Below are 19,235 nucleotides of genomic sequence, written 5' to 3' on the forward strand. Positions count from 1 at the left end.
GACGATGACAATCGCGCCAGAGTCCGCGGCCACGGAAAGTGGTCGTACGGGCACGGCCAGACACTTCCTGATGTGCCGGCCCGAGTTCTTCACGGTCTCGTACTCCATCAACCCCTGGATGCGGCCCGAGAAGGGCGCCGACGCGGCCACGGCGCTGCGGCAGTGGGAGAGCCTGCGGCAGGCGTACGAGAGCCTGGGCCACCGCGTCAGCCTCATCGACCCGGTGGAGGGCCTGCCGGACATGGTGTTCGCCGCCAACGGCGCCCTCGTCGTGGACGGGCGGGTCTACGGCGCGAGGTTCGCCCACCCGGAGCGGGCCGCCGAAGGGCCCGCGTACCTGCGGTGGTTCGTCGAACAGGGATACGAGACACTGGAGGCGTCCTTCACCAACGAGGGCGAGGGCGACTACCTGACGCTCGACGAGATGATCCTGGCCGGGACGGGCTTCCGCACCGACGTGGCGGCGCACATGGAGGCCCAGGAGTTCCTCGGCCGCCCGGTCGTCACGCTGCGCCTGGTCGACCCGAGGTACTACCACCTCGACACCGCCCTGTTCCCGCTGGACGGCCGCAACGTGGCGTACTATCCGGAGGCGTTCAGCGAGGGCAGCAGGAGGGTGCTGCGGCGGCTGTTCCCCGACGCCGTGGTCGCGACGTCCGCGGACGCGGAGGTGCTGGGCCTCAACGCGGTGAGCGACGGCCGCAACGTCGTCGTCAACGCGGAGGCGACCGGGCTGGTCCTGGAGCTCAAGCGCCGCGGTTTCGAGGTCGTCCCGGTCGACCTGAGCGAGCTTCGCAAGGCCGGCGGCGGCCCCAAGTGCTGCACATTGGAAATCAGGACGGGGGAGATCAGGGTGAGCGGGGAGATTCGATGAGAAGCGAGGACCACATCAGGCTCGGCGAGAGCCACAGCGCGCACAACTACCACCCGCTGCCGGTCGTCGTCCGGTCGGCGGAGGGCGCGTGGGTCACCGACGTCGAGGGCAGGCGGTATCTCGACTGCCTGGCGGGCTACTCCTCGCTGAACTTCGGCCACGGCAACCCGGTCGTCCTCGCGGCCGCCCGCGAGCAGCTGGACCGGCTGACGCTGACCAGCCGCGCGTTCTTCCACGACCGGTTCGCCGGTTTCGTGACCGGTCTGGCCGAGCTGTGCGGCAAGGACATGGTCCTGCCGATGAACACCGGCGCCGAGGCCGTCGAGACCGCGATCAAGGTGGCCCGCAAGTGGGGCTACGAGGTCAAGGGCGTCGCCCCCGGCCAGGCCAACATCGTCGTGATGGAGGACAACTTCCACGGCCGCACCACGACCATCGTGGGCTTCTCCACCGACCCCGACGCGCGCGGCGGCTTCGGCCCGTTCGCCCCCGGCTTCCGGATCGTGAAGTACGGCTCGGCGGAGGCGGTCAGGGAGGCGATCGACGAGAACACGGTGGCGGTGCTGCTGGAGCCGATCCAGGGCGAGGCCGGCGTGCTGGTCCCGCCGGACGGCTATCTGGCCGCCGTCAGGGAGATCTGCGACGACGCGAACGTGCTGTTCATGGCCGACGAGATCCAGTCGGGCCTCGGCCGCACCGGCGAGACCTTCGCCTGCGACCACGAGGGCGTCGTGCCCGACCTGTACGTCCTGGGCAAGGCTCTCGGCGGCGGGGTGGTCCCGGTGAGCGCGGTCGTCGCGAACGAGGACGTGCTGGGCGTGATCCGTCCGGGCCAGCACGGCTCCACGTTCGGCGGCAACCCGCTGGCCTGCGCCGTCGGCGACGCGGTCGTCGGGCTGCTGCGCACCGGCGAGTACCAGGCCAGGGCGCGCGACCTCGGCGCGTTCCTGCACGAGCGCCTCGCGGACCTCGGCCCCGGGGTGGTCGCCGTACGCGGGCGCGGGCTGTGGGCGGGGGTCGACATCGATCCGTCGCTCGGCACCGGACGGGAGATCAGCGAGGCGCTCATGCGGCGCGGCGTGCTCGTCAAGGACACCCACGGCTCGACGATCCGCCTCGCGCCGCCCCTCGTCGTCTCGCGGGACGACCTGGCCTGGGCGACGGACCGGCTCAGCGCGGTGCTGCGGGAGGCTCGGGCCTGATCGTCACCGTGTCGTGGTCGCCCGTGTCGGTGAACCACGTGACCACGGCCTCCCCGGGCGCGAAGTCGACGGCGGTCATCATGTTGGGGAACCAGGGTCCCTTGCTGATGCGCCAGCGCAGCGACGGCCGGGGCAGGCCGCCGGCCCGGGCCAGCAGCCCGCCGAGCAGGCCCGCCAGCCCGAACGACGCCACGATGTTGGCGAAGCGCAGCGAGCGGCTCAGCGGGTTGCGGATCGGCGAGCAGACGATCTGGTGGATGCGTCCTCCGCCCTTCCGCCGTACGGAGGCCATGTAGGAGTAGTGGACGTCGCCCGACAGCAGCAGGACGGTCGCGGGCGTCCGTCCCCGCTGACCCGAGGCGACCTCGACCAGCACCCGCGCGAGGTCCTCGAACGAGCGGCGGAAGGCCCCCCAGTGCTCCAGGTCGAGGAACTGCCGCACCCGTTCGCCCCACCGCGCCGCCCGGCGGCCCCAGATGCCGTCGCAGACCGCCTCGTTCCAGCCCTCGACGTGGTGGATCCCGGACGGCAGCAGGACCGGCAGCGACGACCCGACGACGAGGTGGCCGAAGTCGCCGGTCGCCTGCTTCTCGAACCAGCTCCACTCCTCCGCGTCGATCATCCGGCGGCGTCCCGGTTCGAGCGTCCGGGCGCTGCGGCTGTCCAGGATGACGAGACGGGTGTCGCCGAGGTCCCGGTGATAGCTCCAGCGGACCGAGTCGGGCTCCGCGTCGGCCCGCCGGGCGAACTCGTCGAGCGTCTCCTCGCCGGCGCCCGCCCGCAGCGCGGCGAGCACGGGATCGGCCTCCCGCTCGGCCGGCGGGATGTTGCCCAGGTGCTGGTAGACGTAGTAGGACCCCAGAGCGGAGACGATGCGCCGGTGCCACCACGGCACCTGCGCCATCTGCTCGCGCCACGCCGACGAGGTGTTCCAGTCGTCCCTGACGTCGTGGTCATCGAAGATCATCAGGGTCGGGACCGTGGACAGCAGCCAGCGGACCGCCGGATCTGACCACGCCTGGCGGTACAGCTCGGCGTACTCCTCGAAGTCGACGACCTCCTGCGGGCCCTCGGCCCTGCGCCCGGCGATGAAGTCCTTCATGTCCGGGGTGAGCTCGTCGGCGTACACCTGGTCGCCGAGGAGCAGGATGAGGTCGGGCCGGTCGTCCGGCGACTCCATCAGGCGCAGGCCGTACGCCCGCAGGACGTCCGGGCCGTGGGTCCGCACGTACGGCTCCTCGTGCGGCACGCTCGTCCGGCAGGAGCCGAAGATCAACCGGTTGAGGGCGGTGACGGGGTGGATCACACTCGGCGGCAGGCCGTCGTCCCCCGGCCACACCCGCCGGTCGTCGAGGTCCACCTCGTAGGCCACCGGCCCGTCGATGCCGACGTCCACCAGGGCGTAGTGGTGGCCGTGCACGGTGAAGGTGTGCTCCTCCGAGGAGGCGTCCCCGGCCCGCACGCGGACCGTGCAGGGCTCGGAGGTCTCCACCCAGACGGTCGCGGCGGACCCGTCCACGTGGCGCAGCAGCGGGCCCAGCACAAGTTCTGACACGAGTACCTTCCTACTCCAAAAGGGGAGTAAAGCGCGACTCGTGCTCGTTCGTCCGCCGCACGATCTCCTCGCACAACTCGTGCGTTACCTGCGCGTCCTCGGCCGTGAGGACCCGCCCCTCGCCGACCGCGCCGAGGAACTCGGCGACGGCCTGCTCGATCCCCCGCTGCCGGGCCACCGGGACCCAGTCCGCCCGCCTCGCGAGGGTCTCGCCGCCGTCGAGGTCCACCACGTCGCCGAGGTTCACGACCCGGCGCTTCCCGCCGCCGCCCATCACCTCACAGGTCTCCTCGGCCGCGCCGCTGGTGCGGCTCATCACGCCGATCGCGGTGAAGCCGTCGCCGCCGAGCGTCAGCACCACGTGTTCCAGCAGGCCGTCCCGCACCCGAGTCCTGATCGCGGTGTCGGTGATCTCCCCCGGCGCCAGGAAGCGCAGCGTGTCGGCCACGTGGACGAAGTCGTCGAAGATCACCGTACGGGGGTCGCCGGGCAGGCCGCGGCGGTTCTTCTGCATCACGATCACGTCGCGGGGCAGCTCCCGGAGGGTGGCGTAGCCGGGGGCGAATCTGCGGTTGAACCCCACCATCAGCGACCTGCCCCGCTCTCGTGCCAGCCGTACGAGCCCGGCGCTCGCCGCGGCGTCGTACGCCAGCGGCTTGTCCACGTAGACGTGCACGCCGGCCTCCAGCAGAGCCGTCACGACGGGGACGTGCGCCTCGGTCGCCGTGTGCACGAACGCCGCGTCGACCCCCGCCCCGATCAGGCCGTCCAGCGAGGCGAAGCCGGCCGGGATCCGGTACGCGTCGCCGAGCCGGTCGAGGACCGCCCGGTCGCGGGTGCAGAGCAGCGGCTCGATCCCCGGCGTGGCCGCCAGCACCGGCAGGTAGGCCTTCCGCGCGATGTCTCCCAGGCCGATGATCCCGACTCTCATGCCTGGGGAGCCTATCGGCGTGCTGTCTCCGCTCTCCGCCGGGTGGGGTCACGGCCGGGGCGGGTCAGAGGCCGGCCGGGGTCACGGGTCCGTAGCGTGCGGCCGGGGCCTTGGTCGTGTAGGCCCAGTAACGGTCGCCGTAGGACCAGTGCCACCACTCGCTGGGGTAGTTGACCATACCGACCGTTGTCAGCACCTCACCGAGAATGCGGCGCCGTCCCCGGGCCTCCGCGGAGATCGCCGTGCTGGCGGTGTGGCAGGCGCCGGTGTCGGTGTCGTTCACCTCCGTCCCCGGCCACAGTTCGCGCCCGTCCGTCTCGCACAGGGTCAGGTCGACGGCGGCTCCGGCCACGTGGGGCGCCACCTCCGGCGGGGAGATGTAGCGGCCGGCCCGCCGGTGGTACCAGTCCTCGTCGTGACCGGGGCAGGCCGCCCGGAGACGGTCGACGTGCCGGTTGAAGTACCGGGTCTGCAGTGCGACCGGCCGGAAGCCCTCGACGATCAGGAAGCGCAGCCCAGGCCGCAGCAGGGTCTGGGCGGTGACGAGGCGGTCCACCACACCGAGGCGAAGGTGGGCGTAGGCGCCTTCCGGGTCGGCCAGGCGTTCGTCGAGGCGAAGCGCCTGAACGGTACGCAGGTCGAGCAGTGCCTCTCCGCACTCGTCCACGGGTATCCGGCTGATCGCGGGATCGGAGAGCAGGATCATCTCGTCGTCCTTCCGATGGATGGAGAAGGCCCCCAGGCCGCCCGATCAACGGATCGGGCGGCCCGTGGAACCTGTGCGACGTCCGCGGGTGACGGTCAGTCGGTGGGGGCGGAGGTGAGGAGCTTGTTGCCGAAGATGCTCCAGCCGGTGCCCAGGCTCTTGTACGGGGCGAAACCGAAAGCGGTCGCGGTGCTCGTGCTCCGCCAGATCAACAACTCGTCACCACCGTTGAAACCGATGATGTCGCTCTTGCCGTCCTTGTCGAAATCGGCGCCGAGGAACTTGCTCACGGTGCGCCACCCGGTCGAGACGAACACGCCCGCGGTGGAGAAGTTCCCCGGCGTGCTCGTGTTGCGGTGAATCCACAGATCACTGCCCGCGACCCCCGCGATGTCCTTCTTCCCGTCACCGTCGTAATCGGCCAGCGGAAGAAGCTGCGTGAACACCCCCCACCCGGTGCCCAGACTCTTGTACGGCGCAAAACTGAACGCGGTCGCGGTACTCGTACTCCGCCAGATCATCAACTCGTCACCACCGTTGAAACCGATGATGTCGTCCTTGCCGTCACCGTCGAAGTCCCCCGCCATGAACTTCGACACCGTACGCCACCCGGACGACACGAACACACCCGCCGTGGAGAAGTCACCCGGCGTGCTCGTGTTCCGGTGAATCCACAGATCACCGCCCGCGACCCCCGCGATGTCCTTCTTCCCGTCACCGTCATAATCAGCCAACGGAAGAAGCTGCGTGAACACCCCCCAGCCCGTACCCAAGCTCTTGTACGGCGCAAAACTGAACGCCGTCGCGGTACTCGTACTCCGCCAGATCATCAACTCGTCACCACCGTTGAAACCGATTATGTCGTCCTTGCCGTCACCGTCGAAGTCCCCCGCCATGAACTTCGACACCGTACGCCACCCGGACGACACGAACACACCCGCCGTGGAGAAGTCACCCGGCGTGCTCGTGTTGCGGTGAATCCACAGATCACCGCCCGCGACCCCCGCGATGTCCTTCCTCCCGTCACCGTCGAAATCACCGAGCGTCTGATACTGGGGCGACGCGGGGGAGCCGGGCCTGGCGAGGGCGTCGAGCTGCGCCTGCGTGCCGTTGAAGACGTTCAGCGTCACGTTCGTCGTGGGGACGCCGGGGACGTTGCCGGTGTCGGCGTACTGCCACATGATCCAGGTGCTCCAGCCGGGGGGAACCGCCGGAGTGGTGTGGCCGCTGGTGTAGTCGGCGACCTGGAGCCCGTACGACGAGAGGGCGGTGGTGCTGCCCATGCAACCGGTCATGAAGCCCCTGGCCGTGTAGATCCACGGCTTGACGCCGAACGCCGCCTCCACCTTGTCCAGCCAGGTCCTCGCGAACGAGACGGTGGTGTAGGGCGGGCAGGAACTGGTGCCGTCGTCGGTCCACTCCAGGTCCAGGATCGGCGGCAGTTCCCCGGGCCGGTGCCCGGTGTAGCCCGCCGCGCGGGCGGTGTCGATGAAGAAGTCCGCCTGGGCGGCGGCGTTGGAGCTGGTGCCGGTCAGATAGTGGTACGGAGCGGTGGCGATGCCCTGGGCCAGGGAGGCGGCCAGGTCGCCCCTGAAGTAGGAGTTGGTCTTGTTGGTCCCCCGGGTCACCTTCAGCGTCGCGAACGTGATGCCCGACTGGCGGATCTGGGACCAGTTCACCGCCGCCCCGTTGGGATGCTGGTACTCGGTGACGTCCACGCCCCTGACGGGGTACGTCCCCGCGGGCGGGCTGGCGTTCGCGCCGGCCGGCTGTGCCAGTGCCCCGGCGAGTCCGATGGCGATGGCCGCGGTGACAAGGCGGCGCACCCACCTCGATCCTCGCCCGGGCCGTGCTGCTGTCGCAGACATATCTGCTCCACCTGATGAGAGAAGTCGAGTCATGACCGATCCGAAGTCGTGAACTTCGTGGAACCGCCGGCGTTCGCCCTGATGCGGTGTGAAGTGGGCGCCGGTGGCCGGCGTGTGCCGCCGGTCACGGGCGCCGGTGGTGCCGGTGGTGTCGGTGGTCAGTCGGTGGGGGCGGAGGTGAGGAGCTTGTTGCCGAAGATGCCCCAGCCGGTGCCCAGACTCTTGTACGGCGCGAAACCGAAAGCCGTCGCGGTACTCGTACTCCGCCAGACCATCAACTCGTCGCCACCGTTGAAACCGATGATGTCGCTCTTGCCGTCCTTGTCGAAATCGGCGCCGAGGAACTTGCTCACCGTGCGCCACCCGGTCGAGACGAACACACCGGCCGTGGAGAAGTCGCCCGGCGAACTCGTGTTCCGGTGAATCCACAGATCACTGCCCGCGACCCCCGCGATGTCCTTCTTCCCGTCACCGTCATAATCCGCCAACGGAAGAAGCTGCGTGAACACCCCCCAACCAGTGCCCAGACTCTTGTACGGCGCGAAACCGAAAGCCGTCGCGGTACTCGTACTCCGCCAGATCAACAGCTCGTCACCACCGTTGAAACCGATGATGTCGTCCTTGCCGTCACCGTCGAAGTCCCCCGCCATGAACTTCGACACCGTACGCCACCCGGTCGAGACGAACACACCCGCGGTGGAGAAGTTCCCCGGCGTGCTGGTATTGCGGTGAATCCACAGATCACTGCCCGCGACCCCCGCGATGTCCTTCTTACCGTCACCGTCATAATCAGCCAACGGAAGAAGCTGCGTGAACACCCCCCACCCGGTGCCCAGACTCTTGTACGGCGCAAAACTGAACGCGGTCGCGGTACTCGTACTCCGCCAGATCAACAGCTCGTCACCACCGTTGAAACCGATGATGTCGTCCTTGCCGTCACCGTCGAAGTCCCCCGCCATGAACTTCGACACCGTACGCCACCCGGACGACACGAACACACCCGCCGTCGAGAAGTCGCCCGGCGTGCTCGTGTTGCGGTGAATCCACAGATCACCGCCCGCGACCCCCGCGATGTCCTTCCTCCCGTCACCGTCGAAATCACCGAGCGTCTGATACTGGGGTGCCGGAGGCGGCGACTGCGTGTCGTCGACGATGTTCTTGTAACGGATCGGGCGGAAGTTCTGCATGCTCGACCACGACTCGTCGCCCACCTGGCCGTGGGAGTTCGCCGTCGGCCCCTTGGCCCAGTCCTGCTCCCAGCCGTTGCCGTCGGGACTGCCCGTGCCGTTGAGGGAGTAGGTCCACGCGCCCTTGGTGTGGTCGGCGGAGTCCTTCCACCGGGCGAACAGTTCGATGTGGCTCGATTTGAGGATCGCGTCTCCGGGCTTCAGATCGTGCAGGCTGCCCAGATACTCCTTTCCGCTCCAGGACGCGAAGTCGTAGGTGCTGTTGCCGCCCTTGCCGGAGTTCGCGGTGATGTGCCACGCCATGGAGACCAGGCCGGAACAGTCGGGGCCGTACTTGTGCCCTCCGTCCACGTCGGTGTAGAGGCTGCTCGCGCTGCGGCTCTGGTTGTACTTGACCCCGCGGTCGACCCAGTTCTGGGCGCGGGCGAGCACCTCGGAGCGGGTGATCTGGCCGTCGGCGACGGAGGCGGCCGCGGCCGGCGTGGCGGTGGTGAGGCTGGTCACCGCGGCTCCCGCGAAGCCGAGGGAAGCCGCCGCCACCATGCTGAGCGTGCCCGCGATAAGGCGGTTGAGTTTCATGGGGCCTTCCGGTGGAGAGGTGGTGTTCGTCCTCTTGCACCGGAAGACTCGAGCAAGGCGCTGAAAATACGGTGAAACTCCGTGGAGGATGGTTTTCAGCGGTTAGCAGCGGGCGTTTCAGGGAGCGGAGGCGCCGGTGAGCTCGCCGTACTCGCGGGCGCCGTGGTCGCGGAAGACCGTCAGCACCCGCGCCCGGATCGCCGCCGCCGTCTCGACGTCACCCCTCGCCTCGTGCAGGAGGGCCAGCGTGTGCTCCGTACGTGCCTGCCAGAGCGGGGCCTCCATGCCGTCCCACACCCCGATGGCGGAGGTCAGGCACGCGGCCGAGTCCGTCAGGTTGCCGTCGGCGAGATGCAGCTCGCCCAGGGTCCGCAAAGCGATGCCGAGCCCCCACCGGTCTCCCATCGCCTGACAGATGGACAGCGCGCCTTCCAGCGGGGCCAGGACCTGCCGCGTCTGGCCCAGGCGGAGCCGGGCCTTGGCGCACGTACGGACGGAATACGCCTCCAGCAACCGATCGCCGAGCTGGACGAAGATCTCCGTAGCGGCCTCGGCGGTCTGGATGGCCGCATCGTAGTCGCCGACCGCCCGGTGGAACAGGCTCATGGTGCGCAGGGTCACCGCCTCGCCGCGGCGGCTGCCGAGGCGGCGGTAGCCGGCCATGGACTCCTCCAGACCGGACCAGGCGGCCGGATAGTCCCCACGCTCCAGTCGCACCGAGGCGGCCAGCCGCCGCAGGTACGTGACGCCGAGATCGTCGCCGAGGCCGGTGAGCATGAGGTCGGCCTGGTCCAGGAAATGCAGCGCCTCGACCAGGCGGCTCGCCTCCCGGCAGGTCACGCCGAGCCCGGCCAGCGCCACGGCCTGGCCGCGCGCGTCACCCATCTCCCGGAAGGCGGCGAGCGCGTGGCCCAGAAGCCGGCGCGCCTCCGGGAACCGGTCCTGGAGATAGCGCAGGTGGCCCAGTTCGGCCAGCATGGTCGCCTCGCCGTGCCGGTCGCCCGCCCGGCGGGCCGCGGCCAGCGCCGCATGGTTGATCCGCTCCCGTGACTCGAACCTGTTGACGCCGAGGAACGACGGACCGAGCCGCGCGGAGGCGAATTTGCAGACCATGTCGTGCAGGCCCAGCACGGCTGCGCGCTCCAGGCCGACGACCAGCGCGGGCTGTTCGATCTCGAACCAGTCGTGCGGGGCCGCCAGCACCCGCGCGGTCAGCTCGTCCGGGATGGCCGGGGCGGCCGCGACAGGGTGCTTCCAGTCGATCTCATCGGGCGGGGCGTCGGCCGCCACCTGGTCGGCCAGGGCGAGCCAACCCCCGAGCACCCGGCCCGCGGCCGCCGTGAGCCGTTCGTACGGCTCCTCCGCCTCGGCGCGCTCGCGTCCGTAGATGCGCACCAGGTCGTGGATCCGGTAGCGGAGCGCGCCCAGGTCGTCGACTCGGCTGAAGTCCACCATCTGGGCGTCGACCAGGCGTTCCACGATGTCTTCAGCGAGCTTGTCGTCGATGTCGCACAGCCAGGCGGCGATCCACGGGGAGAACTCCGGAACCCCCAGGTGCCCGAGCCGCCGCAGCGCCCGCCGTTCGTCGTCGTCCAGCCCCCGGTAGCTCAGCTCGAAGCCGGCCCGCACCTCCAGGTCGGCGATCGCCAGCTCGTCCAGCCTGCGCCGCTCGTCGGTCAGCCGGTCGGCGAGCAACCGCAGCGGCCATCGCTGCCTGGTGGCCAGCCGGGCCCCGGCGATGCGGATCGCCAGCGGCAGCCGGCCGCACAGGTCGACGATGTCGTGGGCCACCGCCTCCTCGGCGGCCACCCGCTCGGGTCCCACGATCCGGGCGAGCAGCTCGACGGCCTCAACCGGTTCGAGGACGTCCAGGTCCGTACGGCGCGCACCGCTGAGTCCTCCGAGCCGGTCGCGTGAGGTGATCAGTACGCCGCCGGCGCCACCCGGCAGCAGCGGGCGTACCTGCGGCTCCCCGGCGGCGTCGTCGAGCACCACCAGCACCCGGCGTCCGGCCAGCAGGCTCCGATAGAGCTCGGCCCGCTCGGCGGTTGCGGAGGGAAGAGCATCCTGACACACCCCGAGCGCCTTGAGGAACCTCCCCAGCACCTCGCCCGGATCGGCGGGAGCCTCGCTCATTCCGCGCAGCTCGGCGTACAGCCTGCCGTCAGGGAAGGCGTCCGCGACCTGATGGGCGACGTGGATCGCCAGGGCCGACTTGCCGCTGCCGGCACGACCCGCGACGACCTGGATCATCGGGGCTTCCCCCGAGGTCAGCGCCGTCACCAGGGCCGCGCTCTGCGCGGAACGGCCGGTGAAGTCCGCCGGCGCCAACGGCAACTGGGCGGGTACGGCGAGGCGGACCGTCTCCCCGGACGGCGGCGCCAGCAGTGCGGGGTCGCCGCGCAGGATGGCGTGGTGGAGGGCGGTCAGTTCGGGCCCCGGGTCCACCCCGTGGTCCTCGGCCAGGATCCGGCGGCCCTCCCGGAACGTGGCCAGCGCGTCGGACTGCCGGCCGAGCCGGTACAGAACGGTCATGTACTGGCCGCGCAGCCGCTCGTTGAGCGGATGGCGCCCGACCAGCGCGGCCAGTTCCCCCACCAGCCGGCCGTGCCGGCCCAGCGCCAGACCGGCGGCGACGCGTTCCTCGGTGGCGGTCAGCCGCAGCTGTTCCAGCCGTGCGGCCTCCCCAGCCAGCGGCGAGTCGCCCAGTCCGGCCAGGGCGGGCCCGCGCCACAACTCCAGCGCGGAGTCGAGCAGCCCGGAGGCCTCCTCGGGCGTGGCCGCGCCGCGCGCGTCGGTGAGGAGCCGTTCGAACAGGTCGGCGTCCAGCGACCCGGCGGGGACCCGCGCCAGGTAGCCGGGTGCGCGGGTGACGATCACGTCCGGGGCCCCGGCACGGGTCAGCGCCTGGCGCAACGTCTTGACATAGGTCTGTATCGCCGCTTTGGCGGTCTCCGGCGGCCCGTCCGGCCAGAGGATGTCGATGAGGCGGTGCATGGGCAGGACGTGCCCCCGCTCCAGGAGCAGCGCTGCGAGCAGCGTCTTCGGTTTGACTCCCCCCAGCGGGACCGGAACCCCACCGACCGACACCTCGACCGGCCCCAGCAGCCGAAACTCCACCGCCACTCCCCTGTCACGTCGTCCCCCCGGACGTCGCCCCGGCGGCTCCCGTGCTGCCGGGGCGTGAAACGCGTGCCGTAGGAGCGCGTGAGTGCGGAACCGCGAGGCGAGGCCGCGCCTGCCGTCGCCGGCCGGCGCGACCGCCCGCCCGGGAGCCGACAGGGGTCTCCAGGACCGAGCGCCGGCGAGGGCGGGATCGTTCAAAGATCTTCGAATCAGCATGGCCAGCCGGGATCCCCAGCGCAAGGGTCAATGTCGTGACTTATGCGCTCCTCAGCGCGATCGCCACCACGCGACCGTCTCCTTCACCCCGTCCTCGACCGGCGTCGGCGCGAAGCCGAGGACCTGCTGCGAGGCCGACGAGTCGAGCACGTACGGCCGGTCGAACTGGTAACGGGTCTCCCCCAGCTCCCGCAGGAACGGCACGACGAGGCCGCCCGCCTTGAGCAGCACCGCCGGCAGCCGCCGCAGTCGCGGCGCCCGGACTCCCCCGGCCTCGCACACCATCTCGGCGTACGCCCGCATCGTCACGGGCGAGGCGGTCGGGACGTGCCACGGCCTGCCCCACGCCCGCTTCTCCTCGGCCGCCGCCACCAGGGCCCGCACGACGTCGGGCAGGTACGTCCAGCTGTGCGGGATGTCGGGGTCGCTCACGACGGTGGCGGGCTTGCCGCGGAGCAGCGGTTCCAGGAGCCGCGGCCCCAGGTAGGACTGGTCGGACGAGCCCGGACCGTAGTAGTCCGAGCCGCGCACCTCGGTCACCCGGACCCTGCCCGCCTCGTGGGCCGCCCGCATCTCCTCCCACATCCGCGCCCTGACCCTGCCCTTGGTGCCCGTCGCGGCGAGCGGCAGGTCCTCGGTCATCGGGCCGTCCACCGGGCCGTACCCGTAGAGGTTGCCGAGCGTGACCAGCACCGCCCCGGACGACTCGGCGGCGGCCAGGAGCGAGGCCGCGACCGGCGGCCAGTCCTCCTGCCAGCGGTGGTAGGGCGGGTTGACGCAGTTGTAGATCGCGTCGGCCCCTTCCGCGAGCCGCCGCATCACGGCGGCGTCACCCGCGTCGGCCGCGACCGGCGACACCCCCGCGCGCCTCGTGCCCGAGCCCGAACGGGTGACGACGGTCACCTCGTGCCCCCGCTCGGCCAGCTTCTCGGCGAGCGCGCCGCCGACCTGTCCCGCTCCCACCACGACATGCCTGCCCATGATCTCTCCTTCATACCTGATTCGTCAGCAGCCGCAGCGCGGCGTCGGCCACGTACACCACCGCGAACACCACACCCGCGGTCACCAGCCCGGAGGCCGCCAGCGCGGCCGCTCCGGCGCCGAACCACACGACCTCGAAGGCTCCCCGGGCGAACCCGTGCAGCTGGTACGGTGCCTTGCCGCCGGCCATGAACAGTCCCCAGAGTGTCGCGAACGCGGCCGGTGCGCCGAGCCCCAGCAGGATCCTGACCACGATGTTCGCCTCCCGGGTGAAACCCCAGCGGGCCAGCGCGATCAGAACGCCGAGCTCCAGGAAGAACATGAGGGCGGCGGCCGCCCCCTTGACCATGATGAGCATCGGCACTCCTTGCGTTCGTCGCTCCGTTATGAGAGCAATGCTCTCTCATGAGAGCGCGAGTCGTCAAGAGCAGTGCTCTCGAATCGGTGCTCTGATAACATCAGGCCATGAACGCGAGCCGTACCGCACGGGAGCGGGTCAGGGCGGAACTCATCAGGGAGATCACCGACATCGCGCGGCGTCATCTCGCCACCGACGGCGCCCCGGGCCTGTCCCTGCGCGCGGTGGCCCGGGAGATGGGGATGGTCTCCTCCGCCATCTACCGCTACTTCCCCAGCCGAGACGACCTGCTCACCGTGCTGATCGTCGACGCGTACAACGCGATCGGCGAGGCCGTCGAGCGCGCCGACGCCACCCGCCCGCGTGACGACTTCACCGGGCGCTGGCTCGCCGCCTGCCACGCCGTCCGCGAGTGGGCACTGGCCCACCCGCACGAGTACGCCCTGCTGTACGGCTCGCCGGTGCCGGGCTACCGCGCCCCTGAGGACACGATCGGCCCGGCGTCACGGGGCACGATCGTGTACGGCCGCATACTGGCGGACGCCCAGCGGGCCGGCCGCCTCGCCCCTCCGCCGATGTGCCCGCCGCCGCCCCCGATCCTGTCGCAGGACGCGGAGGCCGTGCGCGCGGTGATGCCGGGCGTGTCCGACGACGTGGTCGCGCGAGCGGTGATCGCCTGGACCGGGCTCTTCGGAATGGTCAGCTTCGAACTGTTCGGCCAGTTCAACGGCGTGGTCGAGCACCGGGCCGAGCTGTTCGACCACAACATGACCTGCCTGGCCCACCTGCTCGGTTTCTCCGAATAGCGCTCCCCCGTGGAAAAGGGCGGCCGAGGGATTCTCGGCCGCCTTTCCTCTGTTACAGCCCCGCCTGCCTGACCGCGGTGCGCCAGTCCTTCGCGATGGCCTTCTGCGCGCGGGCCAACGGCACGTCACCGGCGCAGACGGCCTTCCACAGACGGCGTTCCACGGCGTTCTTGTCCGCCGCGCTCCTGCCCCTGACCTTCCACACGGGCTCCGGCCAGAGGTTCTTCACACTCTTGGGCGATCCGCCGAGGAGCAGCGGAATGACGTGGTCCTCCTCGTAGCGGGCCGGCCTGCGGTCCGGGTAGCCGTACTCGGCGATCTGCCTGACCTTCAGCGCGCTCAGGTAGCTCGCCACGGGCCGCACCTTCGCGGTGAAGCCGGGCCTGCAGATCGTCGTGCCGATGGTCGCCTGGGTGACGGCGGGGTTGCGCGTGCCCGGCTGGCAGCGGGGATCGGGCAGGGGCAGGTAGGCCCGCGAGCACTTCGTCTTTGCCGGCTTGGGAGTCGGGGTCGCCTTGGGAGTCGGCTTGGGGCTCGGCTGGGAGCTCTGGCCCGACGAGGAACCGGCTGGCTTCCATCTCCAGTAGGAGCCGTCCTGGACGCACTGGTATTTGGCGCCGCTCTCGGAATATCCGTACAGGCCGTGGGCGGCGGCAGGGCAGAAGGCACCAGGAGTGACGCATTCCCAGTGGTCCCCGACCTGGCGGTAACAACTTGCGACGGACGCGGACACGGCCACGGCCGATTGGGTCTGAATCGGTACAAACAGGCCGATAGCCACAGCTACGGCGAATAACAGAGAACGAACGCGCAAAACCACTCCTCCACTCGGGTGGGACAACCGAAAAGAGGACGCATGGATGATACGCAGGTTTACTTCTGATACTTATATGAACCGTAGGCAATTTCCCGTTTTATCCCCTGCCCCCCTTCAGGAGCCGACGATGGACGACGAGATTCAGCTGATCAGCGACGGCGACGGCCTGGCGGTCATCGGGGATCCGTCGGCTGTCGAACGCTTCCTCGTCTCCGAAGGGCTGCCGTCGAAGGACCTCGGACTGCCGAAACTCGGATCCGTTCTCCGTGCCGGGTCCGGAGCCACACAGGCGGGTTCCAGGATTGCCGCCGACTCGGGGCGCTGGGTGAAGCTGACCAAGGAGTCCGCGCAGCTTGTCGACAAGTACGGGCTGAGGGAAAGCTCGAAGACGGGACTCAGCACAGGTGTGCTGAAGGGAAACAAAGGCCAGATCAAAGGGTTCGTCGAATTTGCGAAGGGGGCGCGTCTGACCAACCCGGCGCTACTGGCCGGTGCCGCCGGGCTCATGGCGCAGCTCGCGATGCGGCAGACGATGGACGAGATCACCGACTATCTCGCCAAGATCGACGAGAAGGTCGACGACGTGCTCCGCGCCCAGAAGGACGCTGCACTGGCGGCGATGATCGGAGCGGACCTCGTGATCGAGGAGGCCATGACCATCCGGGACCAGGTGGGCCGGGTCTCCGAGGTCACGTGGTCGAAGGTGCAGGCCACGCCGACGACGATCGCAAGCACCCAGGGGTACGCCTTGCGGCAACTCGATGGACTCGCGAAGAAGATGGAGCAGCAGACCAAGATCGGTGATCTCGCCAGGACGTCCCAGGAGGCCGAGGTCACGGTCCAGGAGTGGCTCGCCGTTCTGGCTCGCTGCTTCCAGCTGCAGGACGCGATCGCCGTGCTCGAACTCGACCGGGTGCTGGCCACGTCTCCGGAGGAGCTGGATCGGCATCGCCTCGGGATTCGGGCCGCGCGGCGGAACCGGCTGGAAATCATCTCGCGGAGCACCGAGCGTCTGATAGCCCGCATGGACGCGGCCGCCGGCACGGCTAACGTGAAGGTGTTGCTGCACCCGACCACATCCCAAGCTGTGGTGCATTCGAGCAACCATGTCGCGATCGCCGTCATTGACTTCCACGGGCGGCTCGGAATCGAGCGCAGCCGGCAGTCGTTGGAAGCGAGACGATGGGTGGACGCGGCCGTGGAGGTGAGGGACAAGGTACTCGAAACAGGAGCGGAGGGCGTCGATGCCGCCAGGAACCTCGGCAACGAGACCCTCGACCGGGCCAGGTCGGTGACCGGCAAGCTCTCCAGCGGGATCGCAGAGCGAGCCCTCCGCCTGCGCGGGGGCGACGCGGAACGCGACGAGAAGGCTGAGTAAGCGCCGCCATCGGTCACGTGGACGCGGTGGCGAGACGAGTCGGCACGGCCGCGCGGTTCCGTTACCCGTCAGCGCTGTGGCTCTCCTCGCGGAACGAGTCAGCACGACCGCGGGGTTCAGGGGCCGTCAGCGCTGTGACTCCCCTCGCCACGGCTGGAGCTTCTCGGGGTTGCGGACCGCCCAGACGTGCCGGACCCGATCGTCCACGACGTCGAAGGCCATCACGACCTCCGTGACGCCGTCTCGCTGCCCGACCAGGCCCGGCTGGCCGTTGACCGTACGCTCCAGGAGCGTCAGGCCGCCGGCCTTGCCGATCAGGGCGACGGCGTAGCGCGCGACCTCCTCGGCGCCTTCCAGCGGGAGCAGCAGGGCGTCGACCACCCCGCCGCCGTCGGCGATCACGGTGGCGGCGGGGTCGAGCAGGCCGATGAGGGCGTCGATGTCCCCGGCCTCCCATGCCTGCTTGAAGTTCCTGACGACACCGGCCTGCCGGGCCGTCGGAGCCGTGGTGGGACGCGACGCGCGGACGCGGCGGCGCGCAGAGGAGGCCAGCTGGCGGCACGCCCCCGGCGTACGGCCGACGATCTCGGCCACCTCCGCGAAGGAGTGGCAGAAGACGTCGTGCAGGACGAACGCGACGCGCTCGGCCGGGGTCATCGATTCGAGCACGACGAGGAAGGCCATGCTGACCGACTCGTCGAGAGTGACCCGGTCGGCCGGGTCGGCCTCCTGCCCGGCGGCCCACTCCGCGCGGTCGGGCAGCGGCTCGGGGATCCACTCGCCGACGTACCGCTCGCGCCGGGCCCGCGCCGAGCCCAGCAGGTCCAGGCAGATGCGACCGGCCACTTTCGTCAGCCAGGCGCCCGGGGACTCGACGGCCTCCCGCCGCGAGGGGGACATGGCGTACCAGCGGGCGTACGTCTCCTGCACGACGTCCTCCGCCTCCGCCAGGGAGCCGAGGAGCCGGTACGCGAGATTGATCAGCTGACGCCGCTCGCTCACGATCGCGCTCAGGCCCGGGTCGATCGGGCCGTCCGCCGGCTCGGACTGGATGGTCATGTTCTCGCCGATCCCCTCGGTCTCGTCCGCCTTCACCAGTACGACGAGACGACCGCCGGGAATGTGAGGCCGGCGCGTCGCCTCACATTCCCGGCGGCCGCGTCGTCGGACAACCGGGACGCCGTACACACGGAACCCGCGCCGGCCCTCGTAGGACCGCTGAAACTCAGGAGGAATGACCCCATGACGACCACTCCCACAGCAACCAGGGAAGACAGTCTCCAGTCGCGGCTGCCCGACCCCGTCCAGTTCTTCCCGGAAGAGGTGGCCGCGCTCGCCGGGGCCATGCTCAAGGCCACCCGGAACGGCTCGATCCCGCAGACCACCATCAGCCTGGTGCAACTCCGCGCCGGGCAGATCGTCGGCAGCACCTACCACACCATCCGGCAGACGGGCGAGCTCCGCAAGGCCGGGGAGACCGAGGAGCGCATCACCGCCGTGGCGACCTGGCGGGACGCCCCCTACTTCACGGACGCGGAACGGATCGCCCTGGAGCTCGTGGAGGCCGTGCTCACTCCCAACCCGTCCGGGGAGCGCGTGCCCGACGAGCTGTACGCCAGGGCCGCCGCGCAGTACGACGAGAAGGCCCTCTGGACGCTCACGATCGCGATCGGCCAGATCTGCTTCTTCATCCCCGTCGCCCTCATCGCCCGGCCGATCCCCGGTGAGGCCCCCGGCCGGAACTACCGGAAGTGACGCACCCTCGGCGCTGAAGAACGTGAGAGGCGGCACGTAAACGACGGGGGCGCCGCCTCTCACACGTTCCCCCACTCGACGCGGCCCCCGCTCCGCGTCGTTCACAGCCCGACAGGAGATGCGCCGCGGCCCATACCGCGCGACCTCAGCCGCCTAGGTCGCCTGCCGGCTGCGCGGGAAGCCGCCGCAACTCCTCCCGTCCGCCTCAGCTTCGTTCAGCCGTTGTTTCAGGGGCGATGCCCAGGCTCTCCAGCAACTTCCATGCGTCTGTCGAGGGGTCTCGATCGAGCACCTTGCAGTGGGCGACATGCCCTCTACTCACCGAGCAACCAACGCTGGGGCAGTTGGCGACCAGCGCCTTGGCCAGCTTGACCGCGTGATTCGCTCTTCCATCAAGGGCCTGCCGACGTGCACCCGCGATCCGCTTGTCCCGCTTCCCGAAATCCCGGTAGGCCGGATGTGCGGCAGCCAACTGTTGCTGAATCCGCGAGCTCGATCCACCTTGCGCCCCAGGCGGCCCAGGAACGAAGTGCAGTAGTAACCACAGGTCGAAAGACGGGTGAGAGAAGACCAGATTGATCCCGCCCGCCAGAGCGCGGGTATGGCACTCCTCGATCTGATTGTGCTGGTCCCTGTCGAAGAAGGCCCAGACCTGCTCTCGCTTCGGATCGTCGAGCTCTTCGAGCTTCTCAGCTGCTCGGTCGATTACTTCACGCGGCTTGAGCCCGTTCCGCTCCCAAATCACCTGGATCTCGAAGGTACGCGGATCCCCCGCGTACCTTTCCTCCAGATATTCGAGATAGTCACGCTCCGTCGCCTCACCCTCGACCACGGCGTAGAGCACACGGCGGGCTCTGCCGGCGGTTATGGCGCGGGGCTCACGCAGGGTCTTGGGA

Annotated in this window: 16 protein-coding genes; 5 read left to right on the forward strand and 11 right to left on the reverse strand. The window is 69.8% G+C overall.

Features of this window, described 5'->3' with window-relative positions:
• Window positions 1–4: 4 nt before the first annotated feature.
• Window positions 5–874: a dimethylargininase gene (ddaH, locus tag FED44_RS17875; protein ID WP_138461355.1), complete on the forward strand. Its 870-nt coding sequence runs from the start codon at window positions 5–7 to the stop codon at window positions 872–874.
• Window positions 871–2,076 (forward strand): ornithine--oxo-acid transaminase, encoded by a 1,206-nt coding sequence (rocD, locus tag FED44_RS17880; RefSeq protein WP_111700811.1) that lies wholly within the window; start codon window positions 871–873, stop codon window positions 2,074–2,076. Before ddaH ends, rocD begins: the two co-directional genes overlap by 4 nt.
• Here rocD and FED44_RS17885 read toward each other — a convergent pair.
• The 8 genes from FED44_RS17885 to FED44_RS17920 form a co-directional block, all read right to left on the reverse strand.
• Window positions 2,045–3,631: an alkaline phosphatase D family protein gene (locus tag FED44_RS17885; protein WP_244302033.1), complete on the reverse strand. Its 1,587-nt coding sequence runs from the start codon at window positions 3,629–3,631 to the stop codon at window positions 2,045–2,047. The two genes, rocD and FED44_RS17885, sit on opposite strands and share 32 nt — an antisense overlap.
• Before the next feature lie 10 nt (window positions 3,632–3,641).
• Window positions 3,642–4,562: a Gfo/Idh/MocA family protein gene (locus tag FED44_RS17890; RefSeq protein WP_138461356.1), complete on the reverse strand. Its 921-nt coding sequence runs from the start codon at window positions 4,560–4,562 to the stop codon at window positions 3,642–3,644.
• 64 nt (window positions 4,563–4,626) lie between these two features.
• A complete protein-coding gene (locus tag FED44_RS17895; RefSeq protein WP_138461357.1) occupies window positions 4,627–5,268 on the reverse strand; it encodes a M15 family metallopeptidase in 642 nt (213 codons plus the stop codon).
• Between the two features lie 95 nt (window positions 5,269–5,363).
• The gene (locus tag FED44_RS17900; RefSeq protein ID WP_167521505.1) at window positions 5,364–7,094 is read right to left on the reverse strand and encodes a GH25 family lysozyme; all 1,731 of its coding nucleotides are present in this window, start codon (window positions 7,092–7,094) and stop codon (window positions 5,364–5,366) included.
• 200 nt (window positions 7,095–7,294) lie between these two features.
• Complete coding sequence (locus FED44_RS17905) at window positions 7,295–8,902, reverse strand: FG-GAP repeat domain-containing protein (RefSeq protein WP_138461359.1); 1,608 nt, start codon at window positions 8,900–8,902, stop codon at window positions 7,295–7,297.
• Between the two features lie 117 nt (window positions 8,903–9,019).
• Window positions 9,020–12,022, reverse strand: a complete 3,003-nt coding sequence (locus FED44_RS17910; protein ID WP_208759038.1) for an AfsR/SARP family transcriptional regulator — start codon at window positions 12,020–12,022, stop codon at window positions 9,020–9,022.
• Window positions 12,023–12,295: 273 nt separating this feature from the next.
• Window positions 12,296–13,225: an NAD-dependent epimerase/dehydratase family protein gene (locus tag FED44_RS17915; protein ID WP_138461361.1), complete on the reverse strand. Its 930-nt coding sequence runs from the start codon at window positions 13,223–13,225 to the stop codon at window positions 12,296–12,298.
• A gap of 10 nt (window positions 13,226–13,235) precedes the next feature.
• Window positions 13,236–13,583, reverse strand: coding sequence for a YrdB family protein (locus tag FED44_RS17920; protein ID WP_138461362.1), 348 nt, complete (start codon window positions 13,581–13,583; stop codon window positions 13,236–13,238).
• 107 nt (window positions 13,584–13,690) lie between these two features.
• On the opposite strand from FED44_RS17920, the gene FED44_RS17925 reads away from it, so the two are divergent.
• Window positions 13,691–14,389, forward strand: a complete 699-nt coding sequence (locus tag FED44_RS17925) for a TetR/AcrR family transcriptional regulator (RefSeq protein ID WP_111697177.1) — start codon at window positions 13,691–13,693, stop codon at window positions 14,387–14,389.
• A gap of 52 nt (window positions 14,390–14,441) precedes the next feature.
• Here the strand turns inward: FED44_RS17925 and FED44_RS17930 are convergent, their stop codons facing one another.
• Window positions 14,442–15,122 carry a hypothetical protein gene (locus tag FED44_RS17930; protein ID WP_138461363.1) on the reverse strand — a complete coding sequence of 227 codons (681 nt, stop codon included), beginning with the start codon at window positions 15,120–15,122 and terminating at the stop codon, window positions 14,442–14,444.
• A gap of 211 nt (window positions 15,123–15,333) precedes the next feature.
• Between FED44_RS17930 and FED44_RS17935 the strand changes: the two genes are divergently transcribed.
• Window positions 15,334–16,584, forward strand: coding sequence for a hypothetical protein (locus tag FED44_RS17935; protein ID WP_138461364.1), 1,251 nt, complete (start codon window positions 15,334–15,336; stop codon window positions 16,582–16,584).
• A gap of 126 nt (window positions 16,585–16,710) precedes the next feature.
• Here FED44_RS17935 and sigJ read toward each other — a convergent pair whose 3' ends face one another.
• Window positions 16,711–17,679 (reverse strand): RNA polymerase sigma factor SigJ, encoded by a 969-nt coding sequence (gene sigJ, locus FED44_RS17940; protein ID WP_244302034.1) that lies wholly within the window; start codon window positions 17,677–17,679, stop codon window positions 16,711–16,713.
• A 147-nt stretch (window positions 17,680–17,826) separates the two neighbouring features.
• On the opposite strand from sigJ, the gene FED44_RS17945 reads away from it, so the two are divergent.
• A complete protein-coding gene (locus FED44_RS17945) occupies window positions 17,827–18,339 on the forward strand; it encodes a carboxymuconolactone decarboxylase family protein (RefSeq protein WP_111697179.1) in 513 nt (170 codons plus the stop codon).
• Between the two features lie 205 nt (window positions 18,340–18,544).
• On the opposite strand, the gene FED44_RS17950 is transcribed toward FED44_RS17945, so the two are convergent.
• Complete coding sequence (locus tag FED44_RS17950; protein WP_167521506.1) at window positions 18,545–19,183, reverse strand: RloB family protein; 639 nt, start codon at window positions 19,181–19,183, stop codon at window positions 18,545–18,547.
• Between the last annotated feature and the right edge of the window lie 52 nt (window positions 19,184–19,235).

The organism is Microbispora triticiradicis, from assembly GCF_005864065.1.
GTDB lineage: Bacteria > Actinomycetota > Actinomycetes > Streptosporangiales > Streptosporangiaceae > Microbispora > Microbispora triticiradicis.

Coding starts and splice junctions, on each gene's coding strand:
- rocD (WP_111700811.1), top strand. CDS start 871: ATGAGAAGCGAGGACCACATCAGGCTCGGCGAGAGCCACAGCGCGCAC.
- FED44_RS17915 (WP_138461361.1), bottom strand. CDS start 13,225: ATGGGCAGGCATGTCGTGGTGGGAGCGGGACAGGTCGGCGGCGCGCTC.
- ddaH (WP_138461355.1), top strand. CDS start 5: ATGACAATCGCGCCAGAGTCCGCGGCCACGGAAAGTGGTCGTACGGGC.
- FED44_RS17945 (WP_111697179.1), top strand. CDS start 17,827: ATGACGACCACTCCCACAGCAACCAGGGAAGACAGTCTCCAGTCGCGG.
- FED44_RS17925 (WP_111697177.1), top strand. CDS start 13,691: ATGAACGCGAGCCGTACCGCACGGGAGCGGGTCAGGGCGGAACTCATC.
- FED44_RS17905 (WP_138461359.1), bottom strand. CDS start 8,902: ATGAAACTCAACCGCCTTATCGCGGGCACGCTCAGCATGGTGGCGGCG.
- FED44_RS17895 (WP_138461357.1), bottom strand. CDS start 5,268: ATGATCCTGCTCTCCGATCCCGCGATCAGCCGGATACCCGTGGACGAG.
- FED44_RS17935 (WP_138461364.1), top strand. CDS start 15,334: ATGGACGACGAGATTCAGCTGATCAGCGACGGCGACGGCCTGGCGGTC.
- FED44_RS17890 (WP_138461356.1), bottom strand. CDS start 4,562: ATGAGAGTCGGGATCATCGGCCTGGGAGACATCGCGCGGAAGGCCTAC.
- FED44_RS17920 (WP_138461362.1), bottom strand. CDS start 13,583: ATGCTCATCATGGTCAAGGGGGCGGCCGCCGCCCTCATGTTCTTCCTG.